Genomic DNA, 26563 nt, shown 5'->3' on the forward strand with positions numbered 1-26563 from the left:
AGGCCTATAGACGAAAATGTTTATAGGCCTTTTGTTATTTAATTTTTGACACCATATTGTTCAATCATAAATTCTGAAATTTTATTCAAACCATTGATTAGCGTTGCTTCATCAGTACAATAACCTAGGCGAACATGTCCGGGTGTATCAAAACGAGTTCCAGGTACCAACAAAACACCCTTTGTTTTTAATAATTTAATACAAAATTCTTCAATATCATCTGGAATATCTAATTTCGGAAAGGATGTTGAAACAGCTTTTGGAAGAATGACACTCACTCTAGGCTCGTTCTCAATCCAATTTTTATATATCGTTAGATTATTGAGCACAATTTTTTGATTTCGTGCGATAATTTGTTGCCGATGGCGCAAAATATAAACGGCCATTAAATCATTAAAAACACCTGAACAAATCATGGTATAGTCTCGGTACTTCCTAAACAAATCAATTAATTCAGGATTAGCAACCACCCATCCAACACGAATCCCTGGAACTGAGTACGTCTTAGAGAGAGAATTGGTGGCGATACCACGATCATAAATATCAACAATTGAAACAAATTGATCAGGATCATCTAGTGGTAAATAAACTTCGTCTACTAAAATATAAGCACCGATCGATTTAGCTAATGCAACTACTTCAAGTAAAAATTCTCGATTTAAAATCGTTCCTGTAGGATTATTAGCATTATTTAGACAAATTAATTTAGTATTGGGCTGGATTAATTGTTTTAGTTCATCAATGGATGGATACCAGTTATCTGCTTCATGGATCTTCCATAAATCAACCTTAGCGCCCAAAGATTTTGGGATATCATAAAGTTGCTGGTAAGAAGGATATTCAGCAATTACATGATCTCCAGGTTCAATCAAAGCGTAGAGTGCGAGAAAATTAGCGCCAGTAGCCCCATTGGTCTGTAAGATATTTTCATCATCAACATTGTGATACAATTTAGCAACTTCTTGTTTGAATTCGGGGATCCTTCAATCCAGCCATAATTCATTTTTTGATCATTGAGTAAAGAATAAAATTCTGCACCATTTTGTCCATCAAGATTTAAAATTTCATTCATTGTCATCGATGAAATGGTACTCTGTGCAATATCATAGGTTGCACTTTTTTCCCAAACGTTTAACCAATCTTCCACACCAAATGCATTTATTTTCATAATGATCAATCCTTTCGTAAGAACGTACAATCTAAAACCTATGCCCCAAATATAGCAATTAAATTGATAGTAAGCAAGGTTATTTCAATGCTTTTATTAAAGGAAAGAAAACGCGTACCTAATTAATTTTGATCTATAAAATAATGTCAATTAATTTAAAGATGATATTTCTTAAACGATGTTAAATTCTAGCCAATTAAATTTAGAGGCTCCAATTTTGATGAAAGAATCGTTTAAATTGATTGCGGCTGCCTGAATGCAATGCCCATTTGGTGGAAGCAGTGACATGTTTACTATTAGTACGAAAATTAAATGCTATTTATAAGGCGCGTTTACCCGCTGCAAATAAAACGAGGAATGACCTATTCACATTATAAATTAATACATTTAATGAAGAAGTGAGGTTACGGTAAAGGTTATTAGTTGGCTCATTATGCTGAAGATAAATTAACTACAATGCCAACTTTGTTGGTGGGTAATAAATTATAATTTGGTACGAATGTCACGATGAATACTGAGATTAAGTCGAGTATTTTTCAGAAATAAGCTAATATGTTAAAAAATCCAGACTAACATAAAAAACGTTAATTCAATTCATTTGAATTAACGTTTTTTATTAATAAAATTATTAAAAACTTATATCAGAATAAATTTAGTTTTATGCCCGTTTGGACATCATTATTTTATTCACCACTAATTTCGATAAATGTACTGGTTGGCATAGATTGTTTTAGGTCAATTAAGTCATCAGAATTTGATAAGACTACGGTTAATTCTGTGCTAATTTGATTATGTTCAAGTTTAATCGCATCGATGACGGGACTGAATTTATTTGATCGAATTTGATTGAGATAATCATTGACCTGGGCATCTTCAATGGGACTTGTCATTCGAATATGATAGATAGTATGTAGGTTGAAATCTTTAAATTTATAGAGGATCAATTGCATGATAATGATAATTATCGTGCCACCAATGGCTAAAGAATACATATCAGCCCCAACGGCCATCCCAATGCCAGAAGTTACCCAAACACCAGCAGCCGTGGTTAAACCGGAAACACTCAGAAACTTATCACCTTTGACGATGATTAACCCGGCACCTAAAAATCCAATTCCACTAACCACTTGGGCCGCGATTCGGGAAGGGTCTAACGCAATATTGTTGAGATTTAATATGTTCATAAATCCATATTTCGAAATAATCATGACAAGAGCCCCACCTAAAGAAACTAGTGCGTGGGTTCTAACTCCAGCTGATTTAAAACGAGTTTGGCGTTCCAAACCGATAAAGATCCCTAAAATGACAGCTAATAATAGTTTAATAATAAAATCAAGTTCCATAAGATACTCCTGTTCAAAATAAATATATATAAGTATATCAGGATGCTTTGTTAAATCATTATTTTAAGATCAAAAATGTTTCACGTGAAGCAACAGATTACATGAAAGCGAAGGGAAATTATTTCAATTAAGCATTACGATCCAAGATATCTTTGATCTAAGGGGCTAAATTCTTGATAGTCAATAAATGATTTTTTTAACCATTTTTGAACGAGCAACATAGCATAAATTTAGAAAATAATCGATTAGCATGACCTAAGCTTTAAAATTATTCATATATATGGTTAAAGGACAGCAAGGAATCGGTATTTTTCCTAGTTTCGTTGTCGAGCCCAATGATCATGAAATTGTGAGTGTGCCTTTAGACCACAAGGTCAAATTGACGTATGGCGTTGCCTATTTGAAAGAGGATGAGCGTGCGGAACTGCATGATTTAATTTACTTGATGCGGGAAGTTATTTTAGAAGAACAATCAGATATGACTATTTAAATATTTTATTTTAGTAGATTGAATAATATAAACGATATTGCGAAAATAATATTCCCCAAAAATTTTATAGTATTTTGACTAGTGATTGATATCATAAAAAATTATGCCAATAATTAGAACACGATAACAAATCAATAAGATTTGTTTGACAGAGTCTCCTTTTACGAATACAATAATGGAATTAATAAAATAAAGGAAATGAAATTCATGCAAAAATACAGCACATCAATGCACTTATTTTTTAACTTTACATTTTTTGGGTAGTCATCCGAATCAATTGTAAAGTTATTTTGCGTTGAGAACTCGGGTGACGGTAAAGTAATCGATGTATGCTGAGCCTTTATGCAGATGCTATGAAAATCATATAAACACATATAGGATTATTAATCGATATCCATGTGTGTTTTTATTTTGATTTCAGGAGGGTAGCGAATGCGTTTATTACGGAGAATGTTTCAAAAAGAGTCACTCGATGCTTACGTTAAGAGTGATAGCCACTTTGCGAAGACACTAACAGCCAAGGGGCTCCTATGATGGAATTACGGACAAATTGTTCGATATAATACATCATAAAGGAGCTTTTTATTATGGTTATCAAATATTCAAATGACTTTAAAGAATCGATCGTAAGCTTGCATAAAGTTGGTCGTTCAGCTAATTCATTAGCAAAAGAATACAACGTTAGTGTTTCAACGGTTTCTAAATGGGTTAATCAAGCCGATCCTAACAATACGAAAGTATTGTCAGCAAATGAAAGGGCATTGATTAAAGAAAATAAACAACTAAAAGAAGAACTTGATATTTTAAAACGAGCAGCGGTGCTTATGGCGAAAAATTGATCATCAAAGGACGTATTCCTACCTTAAAAATTATTAATGACAATCTACAGGTTGGGCACCGCATTACTAAAATTTTGAACGTCCTCAGAATTCCACGATCGACTTATTATGGCTATATACATTGGAAGCCTGGTAAAACCCTTCTTCGTCGCAATTTCATTAAGCAAAAGGTATTAGATGCATGGTTAAAATATCCTATGTATGGATACCCGCGATTAACAATTTTATTAAATCGTCAGTTAAAAATTAAAATTAGCCAGCGTATGGTTTATAAACAGATGTACGCTTTAAAAATTAGGTCTAGGATGACTAAACGAATTAATAAGCCTAAAACACATACTGAATATGATCAACGACCAAATCTAATTAAAGGATTACCTGATCAATCCAATATTCTTTTAACAGATATTACGTATATTCCCGTTAAAAATACTTGGGTTTATCTAGCTAGTGTGTACAATCCCGTAACCCGGCGGGTTATTTCTTATAAAGTTGGAAGTCATATGACTAAGGAATTAGCAACCGACGTCATTAATCAAGTCGCAGTAAAGTCTGTTAAACCAAGCATTATTCATAGCGATATGGGGAGTCAGTATACAAGCGATTTATTTGAAAGTACTTTAACTCGTTTTGGGATTAAGCATTCTTATTCTCGTAAAGGACAACCTGGTGATAACGCAAGAATTGAGAGCTTTCACTCAATTTTGAAGCGTGAATACATTAATTTTCAAGAATTTAAGACAATTAATGAAGCAATAGCTGGCATTGATAGCTATATTCGCTGGTATAACAGTGATCGAATTTCCCTTGTAGCGTAGCTACAAATAAATCATATTAATATCCCGTTTAAAACGATAAGTATAGACGGGTTGTTTAGAATGGCATGGAAACATTAAAGGATGCACTTTTTTAGATAAATCACATACTTTACCAGTACGTTAAATAATTAAAACGTTTTTCAAAATTTATTCGTATTTTTATGTCCGAATTATTGACATAGGAGCCTAATAAATATTAATCCTGACGGATTATTTAAAATAAGAGAGCCGCTATGAAAATAGAGGCTCTTTTTATGTGTGAATATATATATGTATATGTATATGTACCCGAAAATAAACGGGAAAACGAGGAATCGTCTGAGAGGCTATGTATAGCAAGGATGAATCGTACCCGTTTTTTTATTTGGGCGGAATTTTGAACGGGTAACAACCAAAAATAACGGGTAATTCGGGTTTGAAATCATATAAATATTTGAAAAAGGAATCAAAATTAATCATAAAGAATATAAATAAAGCCAAAACGTAGTAGTACCAATGTATTTGTCCGTTTTTGAAAAGTGAGACAATCAAATGAGGTCGTACATGATCCCTAAATATATAAAAAATCTGAATATTTGAAATTTCAATCAATCATGACATAAAAAAGACCCACAATCAAGATTTGGAGCGGGTTCAGAAGCTTTAGTTAATTTGGATTTGGCGTTGAATAGTCCCATTAAAACAGGAAAAGACGCAGTTATTTATGGTAAGGAGAACCAATATTAATCATAAAGGCGCGATAAATCTGCTCTGTTAATACTAAACGCATCAGTTGATGTGGTAGGGTGAATTTACCAAAACTAATTAAAGCATTCGCTCTTTGATTAACCGCGGGATCAGTCCCTAAAGAACCACCGATGACAAACGTAAGATCAGAATGCCCAGCAATGGTTAATTGGTCGATTTCATGGGCTAAGGCTTCAGAAGTTCGTTCTTTCCCTTTGATTGCGAGGACAAAAACATATTCTTTATCCTTAATTTTGCTAAGAATGCGATCCCCCTCTTTGGCCATGACTTGTTGCATTTGGGTATCTGATAATTGCTCGGGCGCTTTTTCATCAGGAACCTCAATAATACTAAATTTAGCAAATTTTGATAGCCGTTTGGTGTACTCAGCAATTCCGTCTTTGAGATATTGCTCTTTTAATTTTCCAACGGTAATGATTTTAATATTCATAATCTTTTATTTACTCTTCCTAATCAACTTAAACCTTAAAGTTTACATAATTGTTGTGTTATTGTTCCCTACTTTTACACATAAAAATATTGTATGTTTTTTACATTGCTTTCAATTATAGCACGGTTTACGGTTTGGAAATGGATACTAAATTATGATTTTCCACAGTTGTTAGTAACCTTGTGGAAAACTCTCTAAAGACCCATTATTACAGGCTTGTCAGGAGTTAATAAAGTTAAATTTAACTTCGAAAATGTGAATTAATATATAGATGTAAAAATAAAAGCGAACATTAATTGTAATAACATTTAAAACAATCGTCTTTTAATAATGAAAGCGATATCTAATTATAATAAATAAAGATTATATTAACAGGGTTAACGATTATTAAGTTTTAATTAGATGCTTTGTTAATAATTATTTTTACACATCAATCAATAAAAGTATATGGGCTATAAAGTGCATTTTCACGGCGTTTGTTGACGCTTATATTTGTTTAAAAGTAGTGTGAAAATTCAGTTATACACGATTTAATTTTTAGTTGTTGAAAACTAACGATAGTTATTAACATGTTATACACATGTGGGGATAACTCAAACTGAAAGTTTTACACATGCTTATTAACAAAGAGCTAGATTGGGGGAATTAGGTTATAATTTAAGGAAATAGTATAAATGTAGAAATGAGTGCGAATAATGAAAAAAATTGCTAAAAAAATGACCCCGCCACAAATTTTGACCTTTGGTTTTTTATTAATTATTTTGGTGGGTAGTTTGTTATTGACGTTTCCGTGGATGCACCATACACAAATTCATGTACCGATGATTGATGCCATTTTTACCGCGGTTTCAGCAACAACGATAACCGGATTAAATACGCTTCCAACGGCGACCACTTGGACGTTGCCAGGACAAATCATCATTTTGATGATGATTGAGGTAGGGGCCCTAGGTTTCATGACTTTTGCGGTGATGTTAATTACTTTGACCGGCCGCCAACTGGACTTAAAATCACGAATGATTGCTCAACAGGCGCTTAATTTACAAAATTTTTCAGACGTACACTCTATTCTTGAATATGTCTTACGCTTATCAGCCATTATTCAAATTTTAGGAGCATTATTACTCTCGTTTGACTTCATTCCACGCTTTGGGTGGGGGCAAGGAAGTTACTATGCAATAGCTCATTCGATTTCGGCGTTTGCTAATGCCGGCTTTGTCTTCTTTGATGCACCATTTAGCCAATTTAGTAATAATACTTACGTTTTAATTGTGACAATGCTATTAATACTGGCAGGATCACTAGGGTTCTTGGTCTGGCGCGATATTATCTCTAAACATAAAAAACATCATTTTAGTCTGCATACCCGTTTAACATTGACTGTTTCTGCTTGGTTAATTGGGTTAGGGTTTATTGGCTTCTTGATTTCAGATACACTAACGGGAACTTTTAGCCATTCCAATGGGTGGTTCAATCAAATGATTGATACACTTTTTGTTGCGATCACTCCCCGCACAGCGGGATTTGAAATTGTTCCAATGAATACCATCTCGAATGCCGGATTTATGACTTTTGTTTTCTTAATGTTTATTGGTGGAACCCCTGGATCAACATCAGGTGGAATCAAGACCACTACCGCTGGAATTTTAATTGCTCAAGTTTGGGCTTCCCTACGTGGACAAGATTCAGTGCGCTTTGGGGAGCGACAATTCTCAAAAAAGACCGTAAACAAGGCTTTAATGTTAGCCATTGTGGCCATTATTTTTATTTTCTTAGCATCATTTTTGTTGAGTATTACGGAAAAATTACCCACGGGGCGGGGAACTGAATACTATGTCTTTGAGGTGGTTTCAGCGTTCTCAACCGCTGGTTTGACTTTAGGATTAACGCCGAATCTGTCAGGCCTTGGAAAAGTAATTATTATGTTGGTCATGTTTATTGGCCGCGTAGGATTATATACAGTAATGTTTTCGGTCTTGAATGTCCATGCTCAAGATACCCATATTGAGTATCCAGAAGAAGAAGTCTTAATCGGATAATGCTAGTTTTAAATATTAATAATGCGGGCTACGAGTGCCTATTAAATTGGAATGAAATGTTTTTAGATCCCCAAAATCATACAATGTAGCGCGGCTTTTCAGGTTACTAGTACACTAAAAAGCTAAAAAATATTTTATGAGACCTACGGGGTGTGATTTGCCTGTAAGCATGTTCGCTTTGACTTAATTGTTGAAGCGTTTTTTGTTATAACTTGTAACGCTAACGTGAACGATAAAATTTAGTTCTTTAACAAAGCTCAAACAAAAGGTGACAAATGTGACGTTTTTAAAACAAAAAATACGTTCATATCATGAAAAAAGCAATACTAATATACGTAATTTTTAATATATAATTTCGAAATTGATATTAAATGAAACATAAAATTGTCTATATATTAATTAGGAGTAGTCGAGATGAAAGTAAGTAAGTATTTATTATTAAGCACCACTATTTTAGGATTGATGAATCCCTTGGTGGCCTTAGCTGATGAACAATCGCATATTAGTAGCGATTCAAGTAATCAAAGTTCATCCGAACAAATTAACAAAAACAATAACCAAGCCACTCAAAAAAGTAAGCAACAAAACAATGTTGATTCAAAAACTAATAAAGCAACTTCAGAAGCTGAAGATGCGACACTGAATGGATTACCTTACTCATACGATGCAAGCACTAAGACGGTGACATATCATACTGGGACATATAATATTACTCGTGATGATTCCGTTATTAATGGGAATATTGCAGATATTAATAATGCCGAACATGTTGTCATTGATGGTAAAATCAATTTTGTTCGTGATAATGACTACTATAATATTGCCTTATTTAGAGCTTCATCAGAAGCAAATACAATTGAAGGTCTTAAAAATGTTGATTTTTCAGGCGCTGGCCCATATACACTAAAAAGTTTATTTTTAAATACTCATTATCGTTCATTAGATCTTAGTAGTCTAGGAACTGCATCAATTGATAACACCACTGAAATGTTTAGAAATATGCCTAATTTAGAACATGTTGATTTAACAGCATTAGATATGAGCAATGTGACCAGAACTGAATCGATGTTTGCCTTTGATCCATCGCTGAAATCAGTAAAATTTGGTAAGCAAAATTTAAGTAATGTACATCGAATGACTAAGATGTTTTTCCATGATGTTAATCTTGAATCTGTAGATACTGAGAATTGGACTACTTCAGATCAATTAGATGGTGTTAAAAACATGTTTAATGGTGACTCAGCCATGAAAAAGTTAGATATATCAACCATCAATATGACGAATACTGCTATGTTAACAAGCGATAGTAAAACACAAGAACCCGGGACAGGAACTGGAGGAGGGGACTGGACACCTGGTGAGGGTTTGAATTCAATGTTGGCTAATATGATACAATTGAAGGAATTAAAGGTAGGGGTCAATAATAATTTTAAAAGTGTGGATGGTGCGGGTAACCATTATAATGTTGGTTTGCACGCCGTGGGTGAAAAAGATCTAAATGGGTATGAATATCTTGGAGGTTGGCGCAATATTGGCGCAGGAACCGTTGATAACCCCGCTGGTGAAAATTCATGGTCATCAGAGAATTTTATGCGCTTTTTCGATAGATCAAAAGATGCAGGTACTTATGTTTGGGACCCACGAAAAGCAGATGATGTAACCGTCAGATATGTTGATGAAAACAATAATTATCTCGAAAAACCCATCGTAATTCAGGGCAATGTGGGCGACCCTTATAGTACAAAGCAAAAAGTGTTTGAGGGATATACCTTTCATGATGTTCAGGGGGATGTGTCCGGTCGACTTACAGACAGTGTAAAACCTATCATATATACTTATTACAAGAATAATGGGTCAAATCATACTGTTAATTTTTATGATATGAATGGTAAAAAGATTGCTGATCAGATTAACAGAACTGGAACCTATCAAGATTCGTATGATCTAACGGATCAAGTTAATAAAACTTTAGCGGCCTTAAAAGCCAAGGGCTATCAGTCAGTTTCCAATTATGGGGTCATTAAGGGAAACTTTGGCAAAGTTCATGATGGCGCGGGCTACATCTTAACGAAGTTACCGGCCAGCGAAGTTGGAACCGTCAAAGCCAACTACGTTGATGAACAAGGCAAGACCATTGCCGATAGTGAAATTAATGGTGGCAAATTAGGTTCAAATTATAAGACCGAAAAGAAAGATATTAAAGGCTACACCTTTAAAGCCGTCAAAGGAAATGAAACAGGCCAAATTACCAAGCAAGAACAAACAGTAACTTACGTTTATACTAAGAATCCTGAAAAAGGTGCGGATGTAACCGTCAAGTATACGGATGAAAATGGTCAGGAGCTTGCCAAATCAGAAGTGAAGACTGGAAATGTTGGCGATAAGTATACGACTGAAAAGAAAGAGCTTACTGGATATACTTTCAAGGAAGTTAAGGGATCAACCAACGGCGAGTTTACTGATAAGGCACAAACCGTGACATATATTTACACTAAGAATGATGACAATAGTGTAAAGCCAAGTGAACCAGTTCAGCCGAATACACCGGATAACCAGACGGATTCAAATACTAATGCCAAGAACGACGGCTCCTATGATGGAATTACGGACAAATTGTTCGATATAATACATCATAAAGGAGCTTTTTATTATGGTTATCAAATATTCAAATGACTTTAAAGAATCGATCGTAAGCTTGCATAAAGTTGGTCGTTCAGCTAATTCATTAGCAAAAGAATACAACGTTAGTGTTTCAACGGTTTCTAAATGGGTTAATCAAGCCGATCCTAACAATACGAAAGTATTGTCAGCAAATGAAAGGGCATTGATTAAAGAAAATAAACAACTAAAAGAAGAACTTGATATTTTAAAACGAGCAGCGGTGCTTATGGCGAAAAATTGATCATCAAAGGACGTATTCCTACCTTAAAAATTATTAATGACAATCTACAGGTTGGGCACCGCATTACTAAAATTTTGAACGTCCTCAGAATTCCACGATCGACTTATTATGGCTATATACATTGGAAGCCTGGTAAAACCCTTCTTCGTCGCAATTTCATTAAGCAAAAGGTATTAGATGCATGGTTAAAATATCCTATGTATGGATACCCGCGATTAACAATTTTATTAAATCGTCAGTTAAAAATTAAAATTAGCCAGCGTATGGTTTATAAACAGATGTACGCTTTAAAAATTAGGTCTAGGATGACTAAACGAATTAATAAGCCTAAAACACATACTGAATATGATCAACGACCAAATCTAATTAAAGGATTACCTGATCAATCCAATATTCTTTTAACAGATATTACGTATATTCCCGTTAAAAATACTTGGGTTTATCTAGCTAGTGTGTACAATCCCGTAACCCGGCGGGTTATTTCTTATAAAGTTGGAAGTCATATGACTAAGGAATTAGCAACCGACGTCATTAATCAAGTCGCAGTAAAGTCTGTTAAACCAAGCATTATTCATAGCGATATGGGGAGTCAGTATACAAGCGATTTATTTGAAAGTACTTTAACTCGTTTTGGGATTAAGCATTCTTATTCTCGTAAAGGACAACCTGGTGATAACGCAAGAATTGAGAGCTTTCACTCAATTTTGAAGCGTGAATACATTAATTTTCAAGAATTTAAGACAATTAATGAAGCAATAGCTGGCATTGATAGCTATATTCGCTGGTATAACAGTGATCGAATTTCCCTTGTAGCGTAGCTACAAATAAATCATATTAATATCCCGTTTAAAACGATAAGTATAGACGGGTTGTTTAGAATGGCATGGAAACATTAAAGGATGCACTTTTTTAGATAAATCACATACTTTACCAGTACGTTAAATAATTAAAACGTTTTTCAAAATTTATTCGTATTTTTATGTCCGAATTATTGACATAGGAGCCATTGGGTAAAATGTTTCTAATTTGTTGTTTAACAGTATCTACACCTTCAAATGAACTTATCAATAATGTATTTGAATTAATAAAGTTAACCATACCGTCGGCGTGCCCCAAAATATCGCCAGGTTCTTCATTTATTAAAATAATATTTTTAACATTAAGGATTTTCTTGAGCTTACGAATTAATGTCTTTTGATCATATTGATAATTATCAGATAAAATGCGTTTAGTAATAATTACGGTTTCTTTATTGTTGTAGACAAAATTACCCCCATCTAAAATAATATCTGATTTGATAATATCCAAATTTTGATTTCTTAACCATTTATTGAATCGTTTATTAATACTTAATTCAAATGAGCTATCAAGATAAGAAGGGGCATATTTAAACTTAACGATTCTATTAGTAATAACCGGGGCAATGTCTCTGACCCAAATATCCCCATAATGAAGTTGATTATTAGGTTCTACCTTTAAATCATTAGAGAATATTTTTAAGTTATGTTTTTGTTTCATATAATAAGAATCAAAAATGTCGGGTGTACCTGTGTAAATAGTTCCTTCTGATTCTGATGCCATAACGCTTCCCCTTGTAGTAGATATTCCCATTGTAATGAAGAGTGCAAAGATGATTAATATAGATAATTTTTGTGCCATCCAAAAGCTCCTTGTATTGAGTAATTATGTTTACAAGTAAGATAGTATCACTAAGAAAAGTTATATAATTATATATATTATATAAGGCAGATATATGGGCATAAATTCGATGTTGACAACATTCTTTATAATTATATTTAATATTAAAATAGGAGATTAAAAAAATTGAAGTATTTGATATTTACAATCGAACTAGTGGCCATCTTGCTGTGGCTTTTATTCAGTCCAAATAACTGGGGCATTAAAATTATCGGTTTTATTGTTATTATTGGCATATCGCAAGTTCTGCATACGATATTAAAAGCAAGATAGTTTTAGATGCTTTAATACGCATTAGGGTTACTCAATTTTGAGCAGCCTGTTCCATTCTAAGACCTAGGTAATTCATAAAGTTACTGAGCTATCCAATACATAGATAGATAATGAGCGTAGCGTGTGTGTAAATGTAAATGGCCTTATGAAAAGCATGTGTTAACTGCGATTAAATAACAGTACAGTGACTTATTAACATTTGAAAGGTATTTACAAACATTAACAGAAGAATGATCGAAATCATTAACGGAGAATTAAAAAATATGAAAACCTATGCAATCGTTGGCAATCAATATGAGGGGTTATATACCCAACCATGGAGTACAGTACAGAAATATACTCAAACTAAACCAGCACCGCGTTATAAAGGCTTTACCTCAGCCAGTGCAGCTCAAAGTTGGTTTGACGAACAAAAAAATAGTCAAGACCTGAGTTCTAGAAAATATTCTATTGCTTATGATGGCCAATTTAAAACGGATCCTGAAAAATACTACTTGTTTACTGATGGTGGCAGCCGTAATACGGGTAATGTAGCCGGAGGACACGTTAAGGCAACGGATAAAGCTGCCTGGGCCCTTGCGATCTATCGTGGTAATAATTTAACTGAGCCACTCTTTCAGGCTGCCGAGGCCTTCTTTGGGCGAACCAACAATGAAATGGAAATTTTAGCGGTCATTCATAGTTTAGAGCAAGCTCAAAAGGTTACGGCTCCTGTCGTGATCGTAAGTGATTCAAAATATGTTTTGGATAGTGTCACTAATTGGATGCATAATTGGAAAGCAGCAGGCTGGAAGAAAAGTACAGGAACCATTGCTAATCTGGAGTTATGGCAGAAGGTGGATCAATTGCTTCAACCCATTGCTGAACGTCTAGAATTCATCTGGGTTAAGGGACATGCGACCAGTGCTGGTAATGTGTTGGTAGATCGATTATTAAATGAGGCCATGGATCAATTAAAATAGTTTTTATGATTTATCAATCTTTGTATTGAGAACATCAGCTTGCTTAAAAATTTTTGCGGAAAGTTAATGATCTGATTACATGGGTATCTGCCCAACCAATGACTAATCCCTGACCGAAAAACGAGATTAAGGTTCCTAAATTAACTGATTTAATCGTACCGGAAACATACCAAATTGTGAGTGAAATGATCAGCGGGAAGGTAAAGTTAATGACTTGAGCCACAAAGGCATTTCCATGCAGGTATTTAAAACGGGTATACAAGACTAAATCATCAAGAGGATGCGTTATGACATTGACGCGCATGGTAATTGAAACGCCAGTTCCGACCATAATAATGGAAATTAGATCTAAAATAATCCGAAGCCAAAGTGGCGCACCAATGACGGGGGCAAACATTTGACTCGAAAAATTTACGAGATAACTAAAACAACTGACAAAAATTAAATTTCCCAGCAAATGTGGCCATGAAATTTCTTTAGTTAAAAGGATGAGGGTTAAAGCAGCTAAGATACCAAAGGTAAAAAGGAAGTATCCTTTTGGAATTAAGGTGAAGGCTTGAAGATTGGTAGCTGCAGCAGTCCAGGCAGCTGAACCCATATTAGTTGCCACGGCTAGTCCGTTGCCCAACCCATTATAGAATAAGCCTAAAAGTAAAAAAAGAATGGTTTCAGAGCCCTTGAGCGGCCGAGTTTGGTTATTTTGAATGTACATAGTAATAAACGATCCTCGCAAAAATGATTTTAATTTAATTTTAACCTATTAACTTTATAATGTAAGTAAATTGCCAGAATTGAGGTGAATTCTGATGACTAATACTTTACTTGAATGGTTTAATCAAATGATGACGGTTCATGGGACCTTGACTTGGGTTGAATTTTCAATTCTTTTTATTTTGATTTTAGTGGAGACCGGTGCCATTTTTGCTGGATTTATCCCGGGTGATACGATTTTAATTACTGCCGGAAGTATCGCTGGAGTTCATCATAATGTTTTGGAATTAGGAATTTTGATTTTACTATTTGCAGTAGCATCATGGCTGGGAGATGCAATTAATTATTATTTTGGAGCGTGGTTGATGCGCCAAGCCAGCCGAATTGCGTATATTGATCGGCATGTGAACGGCCCATTATTTCAAAACCTCATGCAACATTTTAATCGCAAACGCTGGTTCTTATTTGTTTTTGCGGGACGGTTTGTGCCATTTGTGCGAACGCTAGTTCCGCTAACGGTGCATCGTTTGGGGCTAAACTTTAAAACTTACTTATCCTTGGCCGCCGGCGCTAGCTTGGTGTGGTCATTGGTGATTACATCAATTGGGTATTTTTTCGGTCATTTAACCCTACCACATGGATTGAATTGGGCTATTTTAGGGCTCATGTTATTAGGATTTGGCCTCATGTTTAGTAATAAAAAATTTCGCCAAAAAGTAATTAATTTATTTATAGGGTTGGAAGCTTAAAAAATTGTTGAAACTTGTTAAAACCGGATCTAATCAGATGAAGGAAGATCCTTCAAATCCTGATTGGATCCGGTTTTTCGAGTTTTTTTATTTAGAATAAATTAGTTTAGAATTGGTTTGATAATTTGATCAATTTGATCTAATTCGGCTGATGTTAAATTATCAAGAGCGAGTACCCCAATATTATCAATAATTTGATCAGGCTTACTTGAACCAACTAAGACGCTCGTTACTTCAGGCTTTTGTAGTAACCACTTTAAAGCCATTTCAGCTAGAGTAATGCCACGTTCCGTAGCCATTGTATTTAATTTTTGAATGGCTGCTAATTTTTGGGGTGTTAGCATTGTCGCATTTAAGAAGCGAGGATCGTTACCAATCCGACTATCTTGTGGAATACCGTCTAAATACCGGTTTGTTAACTGTCCTTGTGCTAACGGACTAAATGTGATGAGACCTTTTTTTAATTGTGATCCGGTCGCTAAAAGTTCATTTTTTTCTACAGTTCGATCTAAAAGATTATAGCGATTTTGGTTGATAATAAAGGGGACATGTAGATCATCCAAGATTTCCGTGGCACGTTGTAAGGTAGGACCATCGTAATTAGATAGTCCAATATACAGCGCCTTTCCACTCTTAACAGCTTGGGCCAATGCCAACATTGATTCTTCAAGTGGGGTTTGAGGGTCCATGCGGTGATGGTAGAAGATATCAACATAATCTAACTGCATCCGATGTAAACTTTGATCGAGACTACTTAGTAATGATTTACGGCTTCCCCAGTTTCCATAAGGCCCATCCCACATCTCATAGCCAGCCTTGGTTGAGATAATTAGTTGGTCCCGGTAATTTTTGAGATCTTGGTGTAAAATACGACCGAAATTGGTTTCAGCTGCCCCAGGCTGAGGTCCGTAGTTATTAGCTAGATCAAAATGAGTTATTCCATGATCGAAAGCTGTATAAATTAAGTTCTGCATTTGGCTAAATTCCGTCTTTTCACCAAAATTATGCCATAATCCAAAAGAGAGGGCGGGCAGTAAGAGCCCACTATGGCCGGTTCGGCGATATTCCATGTGTTGGTAACGCTTAGGATTAGCTTGATACATATTATTGCTCCTTATTTTAATACTTGTTGTAATGCATCATGGGGATTCATGAGAGCATGACCAAGTAGTTTAGGTAAATCATTGGAAGTTTGAGATAATTGTCCATCGGCAATAATTTGTTGGTTGAAAGTGATAGCTGCAACCTGATCGTTGGGATATTTGGCGGCCGCTAATTCCACTTTCAACTGAGGGAAAGCAACGGATTTTACGGCGATAGAAGCTGGCATATAACCAAGTAATTCGGGATAGGTTTGAGCAGGTCCGGATAATTCATATACTGGTTGAGGATGGGTTAAGGTCAAAACATTGGCAGCAGCTTGGGCATATTCCGCTTCTAAGGCCCATCCCGCAGGTTGCCCATCAGTGGCATCAATGAATATTTTTTGTTCTAAAGCTGTTTTTAAAGTTGCAGTTTCGTTTTCTAAATACCAATTATTACGTAAGAAAGAAGTTGGAATATGAGTCGCTTGAAGAGCTTTTTCGGTGATTTGATGGTCAACGGCTAGAGGTGTCGTAGCAGTATCAGCATGTGGGAAACTAGTGTAGGCAATAAATTTAACGCCCGCTTCTTGTGCAGCACGGACCACATTCAAATGTTGGGTGCTCCGGCTAACAGCTTGCCCAGGTTGGGAAGAAATAAATAATAATTTATCAACGCCTTTTAGTGATGCTCGCATCGTGATATGCTCGTTAAAATCACCTTTTTTAATAATGACATTTTCTGGGACTATTGCTTTGGCTTTGGTAATATTTCGAGCCAATCCGATAATTTGGTCACCTGGTTGGATGATTTAACTGAGATGTTTGATTGCGGCTTGACCAAAGCGGCCGGTCACACTGGTAATAGCATAAGTCGTCATATTTTTACATCCTTTCCTTATTTTAAGATAGTAACAGAACCTTTTATCGTTATCATATACAGCTTTGAAAGCGGTGTCAATGAATACCTGTTTTTTGTTAAAATAGTAAAAATAAATATATTTGAAAGGAATTACAGAGATGTTATCACAGTTTGAATATCATTCACCGTTAGGGCCGATGACTTTACTCGTTGAGGCAGATGAATTAGTAGGATTATGGTTTAATGATCAACGGCATTTTGCTGCGCAATATGACTTAGAACAGATTGAAATTAAAGCAACACCACAAATTAGAACGGTTATTGATTGGCTCGATCAATATTTTGCGGGGCAACAACCTGATCCGTTTGCTATAAAACTAAAACCACAGGTTACGGAATTTAGAAGCCGGGTTCTTGAGGCACTTCAAGATGTTCCATATGGAACACAAACAACGTATGGTTCCCTAGGTCAAAAAATAGTCCTGGATCGAAAGCGGGCGCACTTTTACGCTCGGGCCATTGGTGGAGCTGTTGGTCATAACCCGATTTCAATAATAATTCCTTGTCATCGAATTTTGGGTCAGAACGGGGAACTGACTGGGTATGCTGGTGGAATTGAACGTAAAAAATGGTTACTCCAGCATGAGCGAATTAAATATAAAAAGCATAGCTAGTAAATTGCTCTGGAATGGAATATTATAAATGTAAAATAAATAGAATTTGAGGTGATGGAACGATGGAGAAAAGTGGATTTTCGGATTTTGAAAAAGAGGCTATGCGAGAGCGTGCATTGGTGCATGAGTTAGCACCAGAATTGCAAGCTAAAACGTGGTATGGTATGCCTGCTTACGCTAATGAAGAGGGTAAGGTAGTCTTGTTCTTTAAAGATGCATCTAAGTTCAAATCGCGTTATTGTACCCTAGGGTTTGAAGACGCTGCCCAGTTGGATGATGCAGCGATGTGGCCGACTTCATACGCCCTATTGGCTTGGAACGATGCCGTCGCTGCCCAGGTTGAAAATTTGATTTTAAGAGCCGCAGGTCACGCAATTAAATGAGCATAATTTGGTTAGCTGGGGCTAGCCATTTTTTAACGTGGTCCATAAATTAAAAGCAGGTTTAAGAAAAGCAATTTGCAGCTCCGGTAGCAAAAGACTTAGCTCTATATTTTAGAAAGTCGTAGCGTCAACCTTGTTATTGGGACCAATTACCGGAACTTAATGAAGCAGATACTTTAAAAATAATTGATCGTGGGGATAGGGCATGGATAATACACAAGGTGAACAAAAGATTCGCGATCGAATGGCCGTGATGGCTGATGCGGCATCATTATTATTATTAGGTGGGGCCGAATCATTTCGAATTGAAGAAACGATAGAATATATTGGATCCGCGATTGACCTGCCGGTAACATGCATTGTAACTTTGACGTCTGTTTCAATTTCAGCCAATCAAATTATTGCCACAAAGGTCATTAAAACACGTTTATCTGGTTTTAATCTTCAAACTGTTGACGATGTTAATAATTTTTCGCGACGCTTAACTAGTCATGATATGAATTTTGATGAGTTTAAAATAGAGATTCAGAAGTTAAAAAAAGCAGTAATTTCATTTAAAACATGGGAAAAAGTCATGGCGGCCGGAATGGTTTCACTGACACCATTATTGGTAAATATAGCTAGTCCTAGCGCTTATTTGGCAATGTTCTTGGTGGGAGCCATTGCCTATTTTTGTTTTAATCAAATTAATAAACTTAGTTTAAATACATATTTTAGTGAATTTATTGGTGGTTTAATGATTGGCTTGTTAGCTGGAATGATGGCCGATGTTTTCCCAAAATTGGGGATGCATAATATTATTTTTGGTGCGATTATGCCCCTCGTTCCCGGACTAGCGATCACCAATGCCTTACGTGAAATTGTGGATGGTCAAATTATCTCTGGCATTGTCCGTTCAATTGATGCTGTATTTGCTTTAGTAGCTTTGTCTCTGGGGGCTGCGGCCGGAAATTTCATAATTAAGTTTGCATTGGGAGGATAATATAATGAATTATATTTCATTTGGATTGGCCTTTTTATCAAGTTATTTTTATGGGGTGATTGCCAATGTCCCACGGCGTGCACTACTACCTTCAGGCGTTACCGGGGCGGTTTCATGGGGCGCGTATCTTTTGGTTGTTCAAAGCATCGATAATTTATTTTTAGCAAATATTATGGCTGCTTTTTTGATCGGAGTGATTGGATTACTTTTTGCTAAAAAATATAAAGTACCTTCGTTAATGATTTACGTAGGTGCACTAATTCCCTTGGTGCCTGGGGGCATGGCATTTGAAACAATTACTAGCTTTACAAAGGGGAATATTAATGCAGGAATCACCGAGGTTTTTAATACGGTAGTGATTGCTATTGGGTTAGTTTGTGGTTTTTCGATTGCCTCACTTGGTTTAACCTTGCGCAAAAAGAAAAGTTTGTTTGGACATAAAAAGTAACTTTTTAATAGGTTTTTTTTAAAAAAATGAAGTGGTAAAATGAGTTGGTAGAATAAATCAAAGTTGACAATGTTAGAAAGAAGGCAAGCTAATATGGTACTTTTAAATGATGCAGCACGGATCGATATTTTGCAGAAATTGGTGGCCATTCCATCAGTTAATGATCATGAATTAGATGTTGCGAATTATCTAGCAGAGCTTTTAGCGCAGTACGATATTAAAGCCAAAATTATGACTCTTGGTAAAAATCGTGCGAATTTAATGGCTGAAATTGGTACCGGATCTCCAGTTCTAGCGGTAACAGGGCATATGGATGTGGTTGATCCTGGAGATTTGAAAGCTTGGGAAAGTGATCCATTCATACTGACACAAAAAGATGGCAAATTATATGGTCGTGGCGCTTCGGATATGAAGGGTGGTTTGGCAGCATTAATTATCTCAATGATTGAGATGAAAACGCAAAACAAACCAGCTCATGGAACCATTCGCTTATTGGCTACATTAGGTGAAGAAGTCGGTGAAGAAGGGTCTCATCACTTTTTTGAAAATGGTGATATGCAAGACGTCGATGCTTTGTTAGTTGCAGAACCATCAGGTTATCAAATTGCGTACGCGCAAAAAGGTTCAATCGACCTGAAATTAACTTCCAAAGGGGCAGCAGCCCATAGTTCAATGCCCAATCTGGGTTTTAACGCGTTGGATCCATTAATTAGCATTTTGAATGTGGTGAATGAACAATTCCGAGCAAATGAGATTCCGGTTAGTGCAGTTTTGGGGAATGTTACAGTTAACACCGACGTATTAACTGGTGGTGTTCAAGTTAATTCATTACCCGAATCTGCTGAAGCGCTGATTAATATTCGAACTATCCCAGAATTTGATGGCCGGGCGGTTATTAATAAATTTGATTCGATTGTAAAAAATGAATTGCAAAAATATAATCTAAATTATGATCAAAATATGGCTAAATTATTGCCAGGGGCCTTAAAACATGCAAATGTTAGTTATGAAGTAATGATGGATGAACCAGCCGTAATTTCCTCAAAAGAAAATCAATTAATTAAATTAGCTCAAACTATTGGGGAGCAGTTCGCTGGACAAAAGATTCCAGTTCTGGCTTCACCTGGAATTACAGATGCATCTAACTTGATGCGTGAAAAGGATACTAAGGTCCCCTTTATTGTCTTTGGACCGGGAAATACGACCTCACATATGGCGAACGAATATGTTGATCAAAGTATGTACCTAGATTTCATCGAAATATATATTCAATTGTTTGAGCAATTCTTGGCTAATTAATTTTAGAAGAATAAACTACTTTTTCTCCTGTGTCAATAAATGGTACAGAAATAGTTAAACGGCTGTCCGTACTTTATGGTGATTGTACCAATACATATAAATTTCAATTTTCAAAATTAAATCATCATAACTTTGGAATTTAGTTAGGTAAACAAACTCACGTTTGAAAATTGAATGAAAGGCTGCCGAGTTTTTCTTTTATTCTCTTATTGTTGTAATACTGAATAAATTCTTTGAATTGTTCCTTAAATTCAGCATAACTGGCATATAATCTATTATGAGTTAAAGTTACTTTTAGTATGTGGAAAAAGCTTTCGATAGGTGCGTTATCAAGTGGCGTTGCCTTACGACTCATATTCTGTTAAAGGCCCGCTTGTTTTATATTGTCTGTAAATTGCTTCAATTGATAATACATTGCTTGATCGCTATGAATAATCGCATTTTTGTATTTTAGAATATTGAACAATGGTTTTAACAAAAGCTATGCAGTTGGTCTTTTTTGAATATGATGAGCAAGAATTTCTCCAGAAAACAGGTCCATGTAAGCTGTTATATAAGCTTTCTGACCTTGTGCATAGTGAATTTCTGGTATATCTGTGAAAAATTTTTGATAAGGTGCACTTGCTTGAACATCGCATTTAATCAATCGCAGACTTTCCCAATCACCCCCTTATAATTAATATAACGACGGGTACTTTTTTGAAAGTCGTAATTAATAATCCGTTCTGACGCATGATTTGTAGAACGCGTTTATGATTAATTTCGAATCATTTCTTCTTTAAAAGTATAGTGATTCTGCGATAACCATATTATGTCTGAAATTTAGTTGATTTTATATCCTGAATGGTACTGATGCTAACCTCATCACTTTTGTGATGGTTAGAGTGAAATAGGTAGCTACTTAGACTTAATTTAACGCTCTCGAGTAATTCATCCAATTTATAATCGCCGCTTCGCCATAATTCAGTAACTACTGATGCTTTTTGTTGGTTAGTTGCTTAACTAAGGCGTTTAATTTTTTTATACAATATTTTCAAGTTATAATTTTCAGTTTTGAATAAGACTATTATACCCAAATTCATTAAATTAGTTTCGCCAACGAGAAATAATCGAATTCGTATTTAAACCAAATTCAGACACAGCCTCTATATAGGTGTGCGTTTCAGTATATTGCAACACAGTAATTTTAAAATCAGCTGAATAGTATTGATAAACTGACCTTTCAAAAGTTCCAGGATCGCGCCATTGATTAATCCATGTACGCAGCGTTTTTTGCGATGGTATATTGAAATTTCGTGCAATTTGAGATAGTGTCTTAGAATTTTCAAGACATTCCCTAACGACTAACTCCTTGAATTTATTTGTATACTTTGTCATAAAAAATAACCCCTAAGTTGAACATTATTGTCCAACTTAGGGGGTTTTTGTTAACCAAGGATGCTTGAAACGCCTCCTTGCGCTTTTAAATTATCTATTCCCATTCAACGGTTGCTGGTGGCTTAGCTGTAATATCATAGACGACGCGGTTAATGCCACTTACTTCGTTGACGATACGACGTGAGATTTCTTCTAATGTATCCCAAGGGAGCTTAGCAAAATCAGCCGTCATTCCATCAACTGAAGTGATCGCACGAATAGCGATGGTATAGTCATAAGTCCGACCATCCCCCATCACTCCAACTGACCGTATGCCAGTTAAGACGGTGAAGTATTGCCAAACTTCGGCATCTAATCCACGGTTTGCAAATTCTTCACGCAAAATTGCATCAGAATCGCGAACAATTTCAAGCTTGGCTTCAGTTATATCACCCAAAACGCGAATGCCAAGTCCAGGACCGGGGAATGGTTGACGCCAAACAAGATTATGCGGCACCCCCAACTTTTCACCTAAAGCACGAACTTCGTCTTTAAAGAGTGTCTTAAGCGGTTCGATCAAAGAGAATTGCATATCTTCGGGCAGGCCACCAACGTTATGATGAGACTTAATCGTTTGGGCTGTTTCAGTTCCAGATTCGATAATGTCGGTATAGAGGGTTCCTTGAGCTAGGAAATCAATTCCCTTTAATTTGGTAGCTTCTTCATCGAAAACTTGGATGAATTCATTTCCAATAATTTTACGCTTCTTTTCAGGATCAGAAATACCAGCTAACTTATCAAGGAAACGAGCTTGAGCATCGACTTTAATGATGTTTAATCCAAACTTACCACCTAAGGCTTCCATTACTTCATTAGCTTCGTTTTTACGTAAAAGTCCATGATCGACGAAAATTGAAGTTAATTGATCCCCGATGGCGCGTTGAAGTAATACTCCGACGACGGAAGAATCGACACCTCCAGAAAGTCCCAACAAAACTTTTTTATCACCGACGGTTGCACGAATTTCAGCAATTTGTTGGTTGATAAAGTCATCCATTGACCAGTTGCGCTTAGCGTTGGTTGCGTTGATGAAGTTTTCTAGAATTTGACGCCCATAGACAGTATGTTGCACTTCTGCGTGAAATTGAATTGCGTAAAGATTTTTATCTGGATTTTGCATGGCCGCAATGGGTGTATTGTCAGAAGTTCCTACAGCAGTAAAGCCATCAGGAACTTGATCGACGTAATCACCATGGGACATCAAGACTACCTGTTTTTCAGGTGTTCCCTTAAAGAGGACTGCATTTGGATCAGTAACTTCCATTTCAGTCTCACCATATTCTGATGAATTGTTAGCCGGTGCAACTTTTCCACCAGGAAGTTGGTGAGCCATTAACTGCATCCCATAACAAATTCCCAAAATTGGAATATTTAAGTTATAAATCTCAGGGTCAATTGTAAAGGCACCTTCATCATTGACTGAGTTTGGTCCTCCAGAAAAGACTAAGCCCACCGGATTAATTGCCTTAATTTCATCGACGGTAATCGTGTGGGGCTTCAGTTCTGAGTATACTCCCATTTCTCGAATTCGGCGGGCAATCAATTGATTGTATTGTGAACCGAAATCGAGAACGAGGATGCTTTCTTGTTGCTTTGGTTCAGCCATCATAGTCCTCCTAAAGTAATTTAAATGAATGTTTTAATTATACGAAAGAATCTTATAATTTTAAAGCTAAATCTACGGGGATTATGTAGTCGCTTAAATTTTTGGTATTGCATATAATTTATGGAGAATGGTTTAAGGGCTTTCAATTTAACGGGCATCAAATTTAATCATTTTGCAAAAAAACATAGTTTGTGTATATAATAATTTTAAATTAAAGAAATTTTTCGGGGCAGGGTGTAATTCCCGACCGACGGTAAATGATATCTGATATCAAAGTCCGTGAACTATTGTTTCAATGGTTGAGCTAGTGTGAATCTAGCACCGACAGTTAAAGTCTGGATGGGAGAAGAACTAAAAAGCTTTTTTCGGTATCAATTTCTTTTAAATTCAATTTGAAAGAAGAGATTTGATGTCGCTGAATTAGAGTGTTTTTAACTATCTTTGATAAGTCTCGTGAGTTTTTAACTCAGGGGGTTTTTTTAATTTAAATTAATATGAATGGAGTGAAGAGAATAATGCAGACTAGAAAATTAAGCCTCATTGCCCTTTTTTCAGCTTTAGCGTTTGTTTTAATGGTATTTATTTCCGTGCCCTTAATTCCAACGGTCCCGTTTTTAAAAATTGATTTATCATTCATCCCGATTTTCATGGGCATGATGCTACTTGATTTAAAAAGCGGGTATTTGATCTTATTGATTCGATCACTATTGAAGCTATTATTGAATAATTCAGGGGTGAACGACTACATTGGTCTGCCGATGAATATTGTCGGGTTCATGATTTTAATGACCGTGTTATATTATTGTCTAACTAAAAACAAATGGCATTCATGGATTCAAAAAGGCTTAGCCGTGGTATTTGGAATGGGGGCTTTGACGATAGTGATGGTCGTACTAAATTACGTGTATGCCATTCCGTTATATGCGCAATTTGCGAATTTCAATATCGGCCAAGTCTTTGGTGTTTTCAATTATCTTTTGCTTGCGGTTGTGCCCTTTAACTTATTAGAGGGACTTATTTTAGTTGGTTTGAGCTTATTGATTTTGCCGTTTGTACGGCGATTAATTGCAATGATATAAATAAAAAACGTCCAATCCGGTCGAAACCGTTGATTGGGCGCTTTTAATAGCATTAGCGTTTAGTAAATTTAACGATTCCTTCCCAGCGGGCAGTTTGTGGGAACATATCAATCGGTTGAATATATTCAACATCATAAACTTGGAGTAAATCGACCAAATCACGAGCCAACGTCGATTCGTTACATGAAATGTAGACAAATTTTTCTGGGGCGTGAGCTAAGATTGTATTTCTTAAATTAATATCTAAACCAGTTCGAGGTGGATCGACGACCATTGCATCGGCAATCCAACCAGCAGCGGTCCATTGTGGAATTAGATCTTCAGCTGCACCAACAAAATACTTAGTATTGTTGACGTGATTATCTAAGACGTTTTGATTTGCATCCGTAATTGACTCTGGAATGGTATCCATTCCGCGAATTTCTCCTGCGAAATCAGCCAATGAAATTCCAATGGTTCCAACCCCAGAATAGGCATCAATTAATTTATCAGCATGTTGTAAATCCAAAGCTGTGAGCGCTTCTTGATATAAGCGGGCAGTTTGCCGGGGGTTTAATTGTAAGAAAGCACGGGGTGATAATTTAAATTGTTTCCCATTAATGGTCTCAGTAATGTATGCCGCACCCCAGAGTAATTTAGTTTCTCCACCCCAAATCAGAGATGTTTCACCAGGATTGACATTTTGATGAATGGAAACCACTTCTGGGAGATCATCATGGATATAAGCAATCAATTTTGAAAGTTCAGGAATCTTATCTGAGTTAGTCACAATCGTTAGTTGCACTTCACCAGTTGATTCGCTCACACGTGCGACCAGTGTTTTGATGATTCCAGAATTTTTCTTTTCTTCATAAATCGGAATTTTTAATTCCGCCAAAATATCTCGGACAGTCCGAACTACCTTCAAAGTGGCTGGATGTTGAGTTGAAACTTTCGGTAGATCCACTAAGAAATGTGAGTTTCGCTGGTACATTCCAACGGCAATTGAGCCATCTTTCATTTGCCGGACCGGGAATTGAGCCTTGTTGCGATAACCTTGTGGTTGCTCCATCCCAATGGTTGGTTTAATCTTAATATTTTCGAAGCCACGAGGCTTATATTTTTCAAGCGCCTGACGGATGACATCTTGCTTAAATTCTAATTGTTTAGGGTAGGCTAAATGCTCTAATTCAAAACCACCGACACTTTGATCATCGACTGGTTGGACGCGATCAGGGGAGGTTTGTTTGAATTTGCGAATTTCGGCTTCAATAAAGCGATCGGTAAAATTAGTGACCTTAACATCAACTACTTCACCGGGTAAAGCGCCAGGAATAAAGGTGATTTTACGTTTAAAATAACCAATTCCTTCGCCATTAATGCCTAGGCGTTTGATGGTGATGAGTAATTTATCACCAACTTTAACGATGACGTTATTTGAGGTGGAACGTGCGCCACGGGAAGCTTGGTAAGGTTTACCAGGCTGGTTTGGTTTGCGATTATATGCCATATTTTCGTACTACAAGGGTGAACCCCAGCTCCTTTTTTAAGAATATCTTATTTTAGCATGATCCAAGCTTATTG

At 36.0% G+C, this 26563-nt stretch carries 25 protein-coding genes, 1 pseudogene and 1 riboswitch; of the genes and pseudogenes, 13 read left to right on the top strand and 13 right to left on the bottom strand.

All coding sequences use genetic code 11. The annotated features are described in order from the left end of the window. Nucleotides 1-38: 38 nt before the first annotated feature. Nucleotides 39-1168 (bottom strand): annotated as a pseudogene (locus tag G7084_RS00880) (aminotransferase). Nucleotides 1169-1851: 683 nt separating this feature from the next. Further along, complete coding sequence (locus G7084_RS00885; protein WP_166009175.1) at nucleotides 1852-2511, bottom strand: MgtC/SapB family protein; 660 nt, start codon at nucleotides 2509-2511, stop codon at nucleotides 1852-1854. A 280-nt stretch (nucleotides 2512-2791) separates the two neighbouring features. Between G7084_RS00885 and G7084_RS00890 the strand changes: the two genes are divergently transcribed. Together G7084_RS00890 and G7084_RS00895 are read left to right on the top strand one after the other, a co-directional pair. Next, nucleotides 2792-3001 carry a hypothetical protein gene (locus G7084_RS00890; RefSeq protein ID WP_166009177.1) on the top strand — a complete coding sequence of 70 codons (210 nt, stop codon included), beginning with the start codon at nucleotides 2792-2794 and terminating at the stop codon, nucleotides 2999-3001. 587 nt (nucleotides 3002-3588) lie between these two features. Continuing rightward, a protein-coding gene (locus G7084_RS00895) for an IS3 family transposase (protein ID WP_166009179.1) occupies nucleotides 3589-4658 on the top strand; the annotation gives its coding sequence in 2 pieces (ribosomal slippage) (nucleotides 3589-3805 and nucleotides 3805-4658; 1071 coding nt in all). Nucleotides 4659-5355: 697 nt separating this feature from the next. Here the strand turns inward: G7084_RS00895 and rlmH are convergent. Then, on the bottom strand, nucleotides 5356-5835 hold the full coding sequence (gene rlmH, locus G7084_RS00900; RefSeq protein WP_166009181.1) for a 23S rRNA (pseudouridine(1915)-N(3))-methyltransferase RlmH: 480 nt from the start codon (nucleotides 5833-5835) through the stop codon (nucleotides 5356-5358). 695 nt (nucleotides 5836-6530) lie between these two features. Between rlmH and G7084_RS00905 the strand changes: the two genes are divergently transcribed. The 3 genes from G7084_RS00905 (at nucleotide 6531) to G7084_RS00915 (ending at nucleotide 11594) form a co-directional block, all read left to right on the top strand. Next, the gene (locus G7084_RS00905; RefSeq protein WP_166009183.1) at nucleotides 6531-7874 is read left to right on the top strand and encodes a TrkH family potassium uptake protein; all 1344 of its coding nucleotides are present in this window, start codon (nucleotides 6531-6533) and stop codon (nucleotides 7872-7874) included. A 414-nt stretch (nucleotides 7875-8288) separates the two neighbouring features. Continuing rightward, complete coding sequence (locus G7084_RS00910; protein ID WP_166009185.1) at nucleotides 8289-10547, top strand: MucBP domain-containing protein; 2259 nt, start codon at nucleotides 8289-8291, stop codon at nucleotides 10545-10547. Continuing rightward, nucleotides 10525-11594, top strand: a protein-coding gene (locus G7084_RS00915) for an IS3 family transposase (RefSeq protein WP_166009179.1) whose coding sequence is annotated in 2 segments (ribosomal slippage) — nucleotides 10525-10741 and nucleotides 10741-11594 — 1071 coding nt in all. Because the reading frame shifts where the segments join, the coding sequence is not laid out codon by codon here. Before G7084_RS00910 ends, G7084_RS00915 begins: the two co-directional genes overlap by 23 nt. 109 nt (nucleotides 11595-11703) lie before the next feature. Here G7084_RS00915 and G7084_RS00920 read toward each other — a convergent pair. Further along, a complete protein-coding gene (locus tag G7084_RS00920) occupies nucleotides 11704-12435 on the bottom strand; it encodes an agmatine deiminase family protein (protein WP_166009187.1) in 732 nt (243 codons plus the stop codon). 542 nt (nucleotides 12436-12977) lie between these two features. Between G7084_RS00920 and G7084_RS00925 the strand changes: the two genes are divergently transcribed. Continuing rightward, nucleotides 12978-13709 carry a ribonuclease H family protein gene (locus G7084_RS00925; RefSeq protein WP_246163821.1) on the top strand — a complete coding sequence of 244 codons (732 nt, stop codon included), beginning with the start codon at nucleotides 12978-12980 and terminating at the stop codon, nucleotides 13707-13709. Nucleotides 13710-13752: 43 nt separating this feature from the next. Here G7084_RS00925 and G7084_RS00930 read toward each other — a convergent pair whose 3' ends face one another. After that, nucleotides 13753-14421 carry a DUF6198 family protein gene (locus tag G7084_RS00930; protein ID WP_166009191.1) on the bottom strand — a complete coding sequence of 223 codons (669 nt, stop codon included), beginning with the start codon at nucleotides 14419-14421 and terminating at the stop codon, nucleotides 13753-13755. 94 nt (nucleotides 14422-14515) lie between these two features. Here G7084_RS00930 and G7084_RS00935 point away from each other — a divergent pair, with 94 nt between their 5' ends. Further along, nucleotides 14516-15169, top strand: a complete 654-nt coding sequence (locus tag G7084_RS00935) for a DedA family protein (protein ID WP_166009193.1) — start codon at nucleotides 14516-14518, stop codon at nucleotides 15167-15169. 101 nt (nucleotides 15170-15270) lie between these two features. Here G7084_RS00935 and G7084_RS00940 read toward each other — a convergent pair whose 3' ends face one another. Together G7084_RS00940 and G7084_RS00945 are read right to left on the bottom strand one after the other, a co-directional pair. Further along, entirely contained in the window at nucleotides 15271-16272 is a 1002-nt protein-coding gene (locus G7084_RS00940; protein WP_166009195.1) for an aldo/keto reductase, read from the bottom strand. An 11-nt stretch (nucleotides 16273-16283) separates the two neighbouring features. Continuing rightward, nucleotides 16284-17063 (bottom strand): NAD(P)H-binding protein, encoded by a 780-nt coding sequence (locus G7084_RS00945; RefSeq protein ID WP_343032828.1) that lies wholly within the window; start codon nucleotides 17061-17063, stop codon nucleotides 16284-16286. Nucleotides 17064-17271: 208 nt separating this feature from the next. Between G7084_RS00945 and G7084_RS00950 the strand changes: the two genes are divergently transcribed. From G7084_RS00950 to G7084_RS00970, 5 genes are all read left to right on the top strand, one after another. Beyond that, nucleotides 17272-17787, top strand: coding sequence for a methylated-DNA--[protein]-cysteine S-methyltransferase (locus tag G7084_RS00950; RefSeq protein WP_166009197.1), 516 nt, complete (start codon nucleotides 17272-17274; stop codon nucleotides 17785-17787). Nucleotides 17788-17849: 62 nt separating this feature from the next. Then, nucleotides 17850-18170: a DUF1801 domain-containing protein gene (locus G7084_RS00955; RefSeq protein WP_166009199.1), complete on the top strand. Its 321-nt coding sequence runs from the start codon at nucleotides 17850-17852 to the stop codon at nucleotides 18168-18170. A 205-nt stretch (nucleotides 18171-18375) separates the two neighbouring features. Next, on the top strand, nucleotides 18376-19152 hold the full coding sequence (locus G7084_RS00960) for a threonine/serine exporter family protein (protein WP_166009201.1): 777 nt from the start codon (nucleotides 18376-18378) through the stop codon (nucleotides 19150-19152). Nucleotides 19153-19156: 4 nt separating this feature from the next. Then, entirely contained in the window at nucleotides 19157-19600 is a 444-nt protein-coding gene (locus G7084_RS00965) for a threonine/serine exporter family protein (RefSeq protein WP_166009203.1), read from the top strand. A 93-nt stretch (nucleotides 19601-19693) separates the two neighbouring features. Then, a complete protein-coding gene (locus G7084_RS00970) occupies nucleotides 19694-20899 on the top strand; it encodes an ArgE/DapE family deacylase (protein ID WP_166009205.1) in 1206 nt (401 codons plus the stop codon). Nucleotides 20900-20953: 54 nt separating this feature from the next. Here the strand turns inward: G7084_RS00970 and G7084_RS08415 are convergent, their stop codons facing one another. From G7084_RS08415 to guaA, 5 genes are all read right to left on the bottom strand, one after another. Continuing rightward, on the bottom strand, nucleotides 20954-21070 hold the full coding sequence (locus tag G7084_RS08415; RefSeq protein WP_166011644.1) for an IS3 family transposase: 117 nt from the start codon (nucleotides 21068-21070) through the stop codon (nucleotides 20954-20956). After that, nucleotides 21057-21254 carry an IS3 family transposase gene (locus G7084_RS08420; protein WP_166009207.1) on the bottom strand — a complete coding sequence of 66 codons (198 nt, stop codon included), beginning with the start codon at nucleotides 21252-21254 and terminating at the stop codon, nucleotides 21057-21059. Before G7084_RS08420 ends, G7084_RS08415 begins: the two co-directional genes overlap by 14 nt. 126 nt (nucleotides 21255-21380) lie before the next feature. Then, complete coding sequence (locus tag G7084_RS00985; RefSeq protein ID WP_166009209.1) at nucleotides 21381-21545, bottom strand: transposase family protein; 165 nt, start codon at nucleotides 21543-21545, stop codon at nucleotides 21381-21383. Nucleotides 21546-21985: 440 nt separating this feature from the next. Then, nucleotides 21986-22276: a helix-turn-helix domain-containing protein gene (locus tag G7084_RS00990; protein ID WP_166009211.1), complete on the bottom strand. Its 291-nt coding sequence runs from the start codon at nucleotides 22274-22276 to the stop codon at nucleotides 21986-21988. Nucleotides 22277-22370: 94 nt separating this feature from the next. Further along, on the bottom strand, nucleotides 22371-23921 hold the full coding sequence (gene guaA / locus G7084_RS00995; RefSeq protein WP_166009213.1) for a glutamine-hydrolyzing GMP synthase: 1551 nt from the start codon (nucleotides 23919-23921) through the stop codon (nucleotides 22371-22373). A 216-nt stretch (nucleotides 23922-24137) separates the two neighbouring features. Continuing rightward, nucleotides 24138-24276: riboswitch (FMN riboswitch) on the top strand. Nucleotides 24277-24433: 157 nt separating this feature from the next. Between guaA and G7084_RS01000 the strand changes: the two genes are divergently transcribed. After that, nucleotides 24434-25000, top strand: coding sequence for an ECF transporter S component (locus G7084_RS01000; protein WP_166011646.1), 567 nt, complete (start codon nucleotides 24434-24436; stop codon nucleotides 24998-25000). Nucleotides 25001-25052: 52 nt separating this feature from the next. Here the strand turns inward: G7084_RS01000 and rlmD are convergent, their stop codons facing one another. After that, a complete protein-coding gene (rlmD, locus tag G7084_RS01005; RefSeq protein WP_166009216.1) occupies nucleotides 25053-26489 on the bottom strand; it encodes a 23S rRNA (uracil(1939)-C(5))-methyltransferase RlmD in 1437 nt (478 codons plus the stop codon). Between the last annotated feature and the right edge of the window lie 74 nt (nucleotides 26490-26563).

Source organism: Weissella coleopterorum, assembly GCF_011304355.1.
In the GTDB taxonomy this organism is placed as follows: domain Bacteria; phylum Bacillota; class Bacilli; order Lactobacillales; family Lactobacillaceae; genus Weissella; species Weissella coleopterorum.

Coding starts and splice junctions, on each gene's coding strand:
- G7084_RS00885 (WP_166009175.1), bottom strand. CDS start 2,511: ATGGAACTTGATTTTATTATTAAACTATTATTAGCTGTCATTTTAGGG.
- G7084_RS00890 (WP_166009177.1), top strand. CDS start 2,792: ATGGTTAAAGGACAGCAAGGAATCGGTATTTTTCCTAGTTTCGTTGTC.
- rlmH (WP_166009181.1), bottom strand. CDS start 5,835: ATGAATATTAAAATCATTACCGTTGGAAAATTAAAAGAGCAATATCTC.
- G7084_RS00905 (WP_166009183.1), top strand. CDS start 6,531: ATGAAAAAAATTGCTAAAAAAATGACCCCGCCACAAATTTTGACCTTT.
- G7084_RS00910 (WP_166009185.1), top strand. CDS start 8,289: ATGAAAGTAAGTAAGTATTTATTATTAAGCACCACTATTTTAGGATTG.
- G7084_RS00920 (WP_166009187.1), bottom strand. CDS start 12,435: ATGGCACAAAAATTATCTATATTAATCATCTTTGCACTCTTCATTACA.
- G7084_RS00925 (WP_246163821.1), top strand. CDS start 12,978: ATGATCGAAATCATTAACGGAGAATTAAAAAATATGAAAACCTATGCA.
- G7084_RS00930 (WP_166009191.1), bottom strand. CDS start 14,421: ATGTACATTCAAAATAACCAAACTCGGCCGCTCAAGGGCTCTGAAACC.
- G7084_RS00935 (WP_166009193.1), top strand. CDS start 14,516: ATGACTAATACTTTACTTGAATGGTTTAATCAAATGATGACGGTTCAT.
- G7084_RS00940 (WP_166009195.1), bottom strand. CDS start 16,272: ATGTATCAAGCTAATCCTAAGCGTTACCAACACATGGAATATCGCCGA.
- G7084_RS00950 (WP_166009197.1), top strand. CDS start 17,272: ATGTTATCACAGTTTGAATATCATTCACCGTTAGGGCCGATGACTTTA.
- G7084_RS00955 (WP_166009199.1), top strand. CDS start 17,850: ATGGAGAAAAGTGGATTTTCGGATTTTGAAAAAGAGGCTATGCGAGAG.
- G7084_RS00960 (WP_166009201.1), top strand. CDS start 18,376: ATGGATAATACACAAGGTGAACAAAAGATTCGCGATCGAATGGCCGTG.
- G7084_RS00965 (WP_166009203.1), top strand. CDS start 19,157: ATGAATTATATTTCATTTGGATTGGCCTTTTTATCAAGTTATTTTTAT.
- G7084_RS00970 (WP_166009205.1), top strand. CDS start 19,694: ATGGTACTTTTAAATGATGCAGCACGGATCGATATTTTGCAGAAATTG.
- G7084_RS08420 (WP_166009207.1), bottom strand. CDS start 21,254: ATGAGTCGTAAGGCAACGCCACTTGATAACGCACCTATCGAAAGCTTT.
- G7084_RS00990 (WP_166009211.1), bottom strand. CDS start 22,276: ATGACAAAGTATACAAATAAATTCAAGGAGTTAGTCGTTAGGGAATGT.
- guaA (WP_166009213.1), bottom strand. CDS start 23,921: ATGGCTGAACCAAAGCAACAAGAAAGCATCCTCGTTCTCGATTTCGGT.
- rlmD (WP_166009216.1), bottom strand. CDS start 26,489: ATGGCATATAATCGCAAACCAAACCAGCCTGGTAAACCTTACCAAGCT.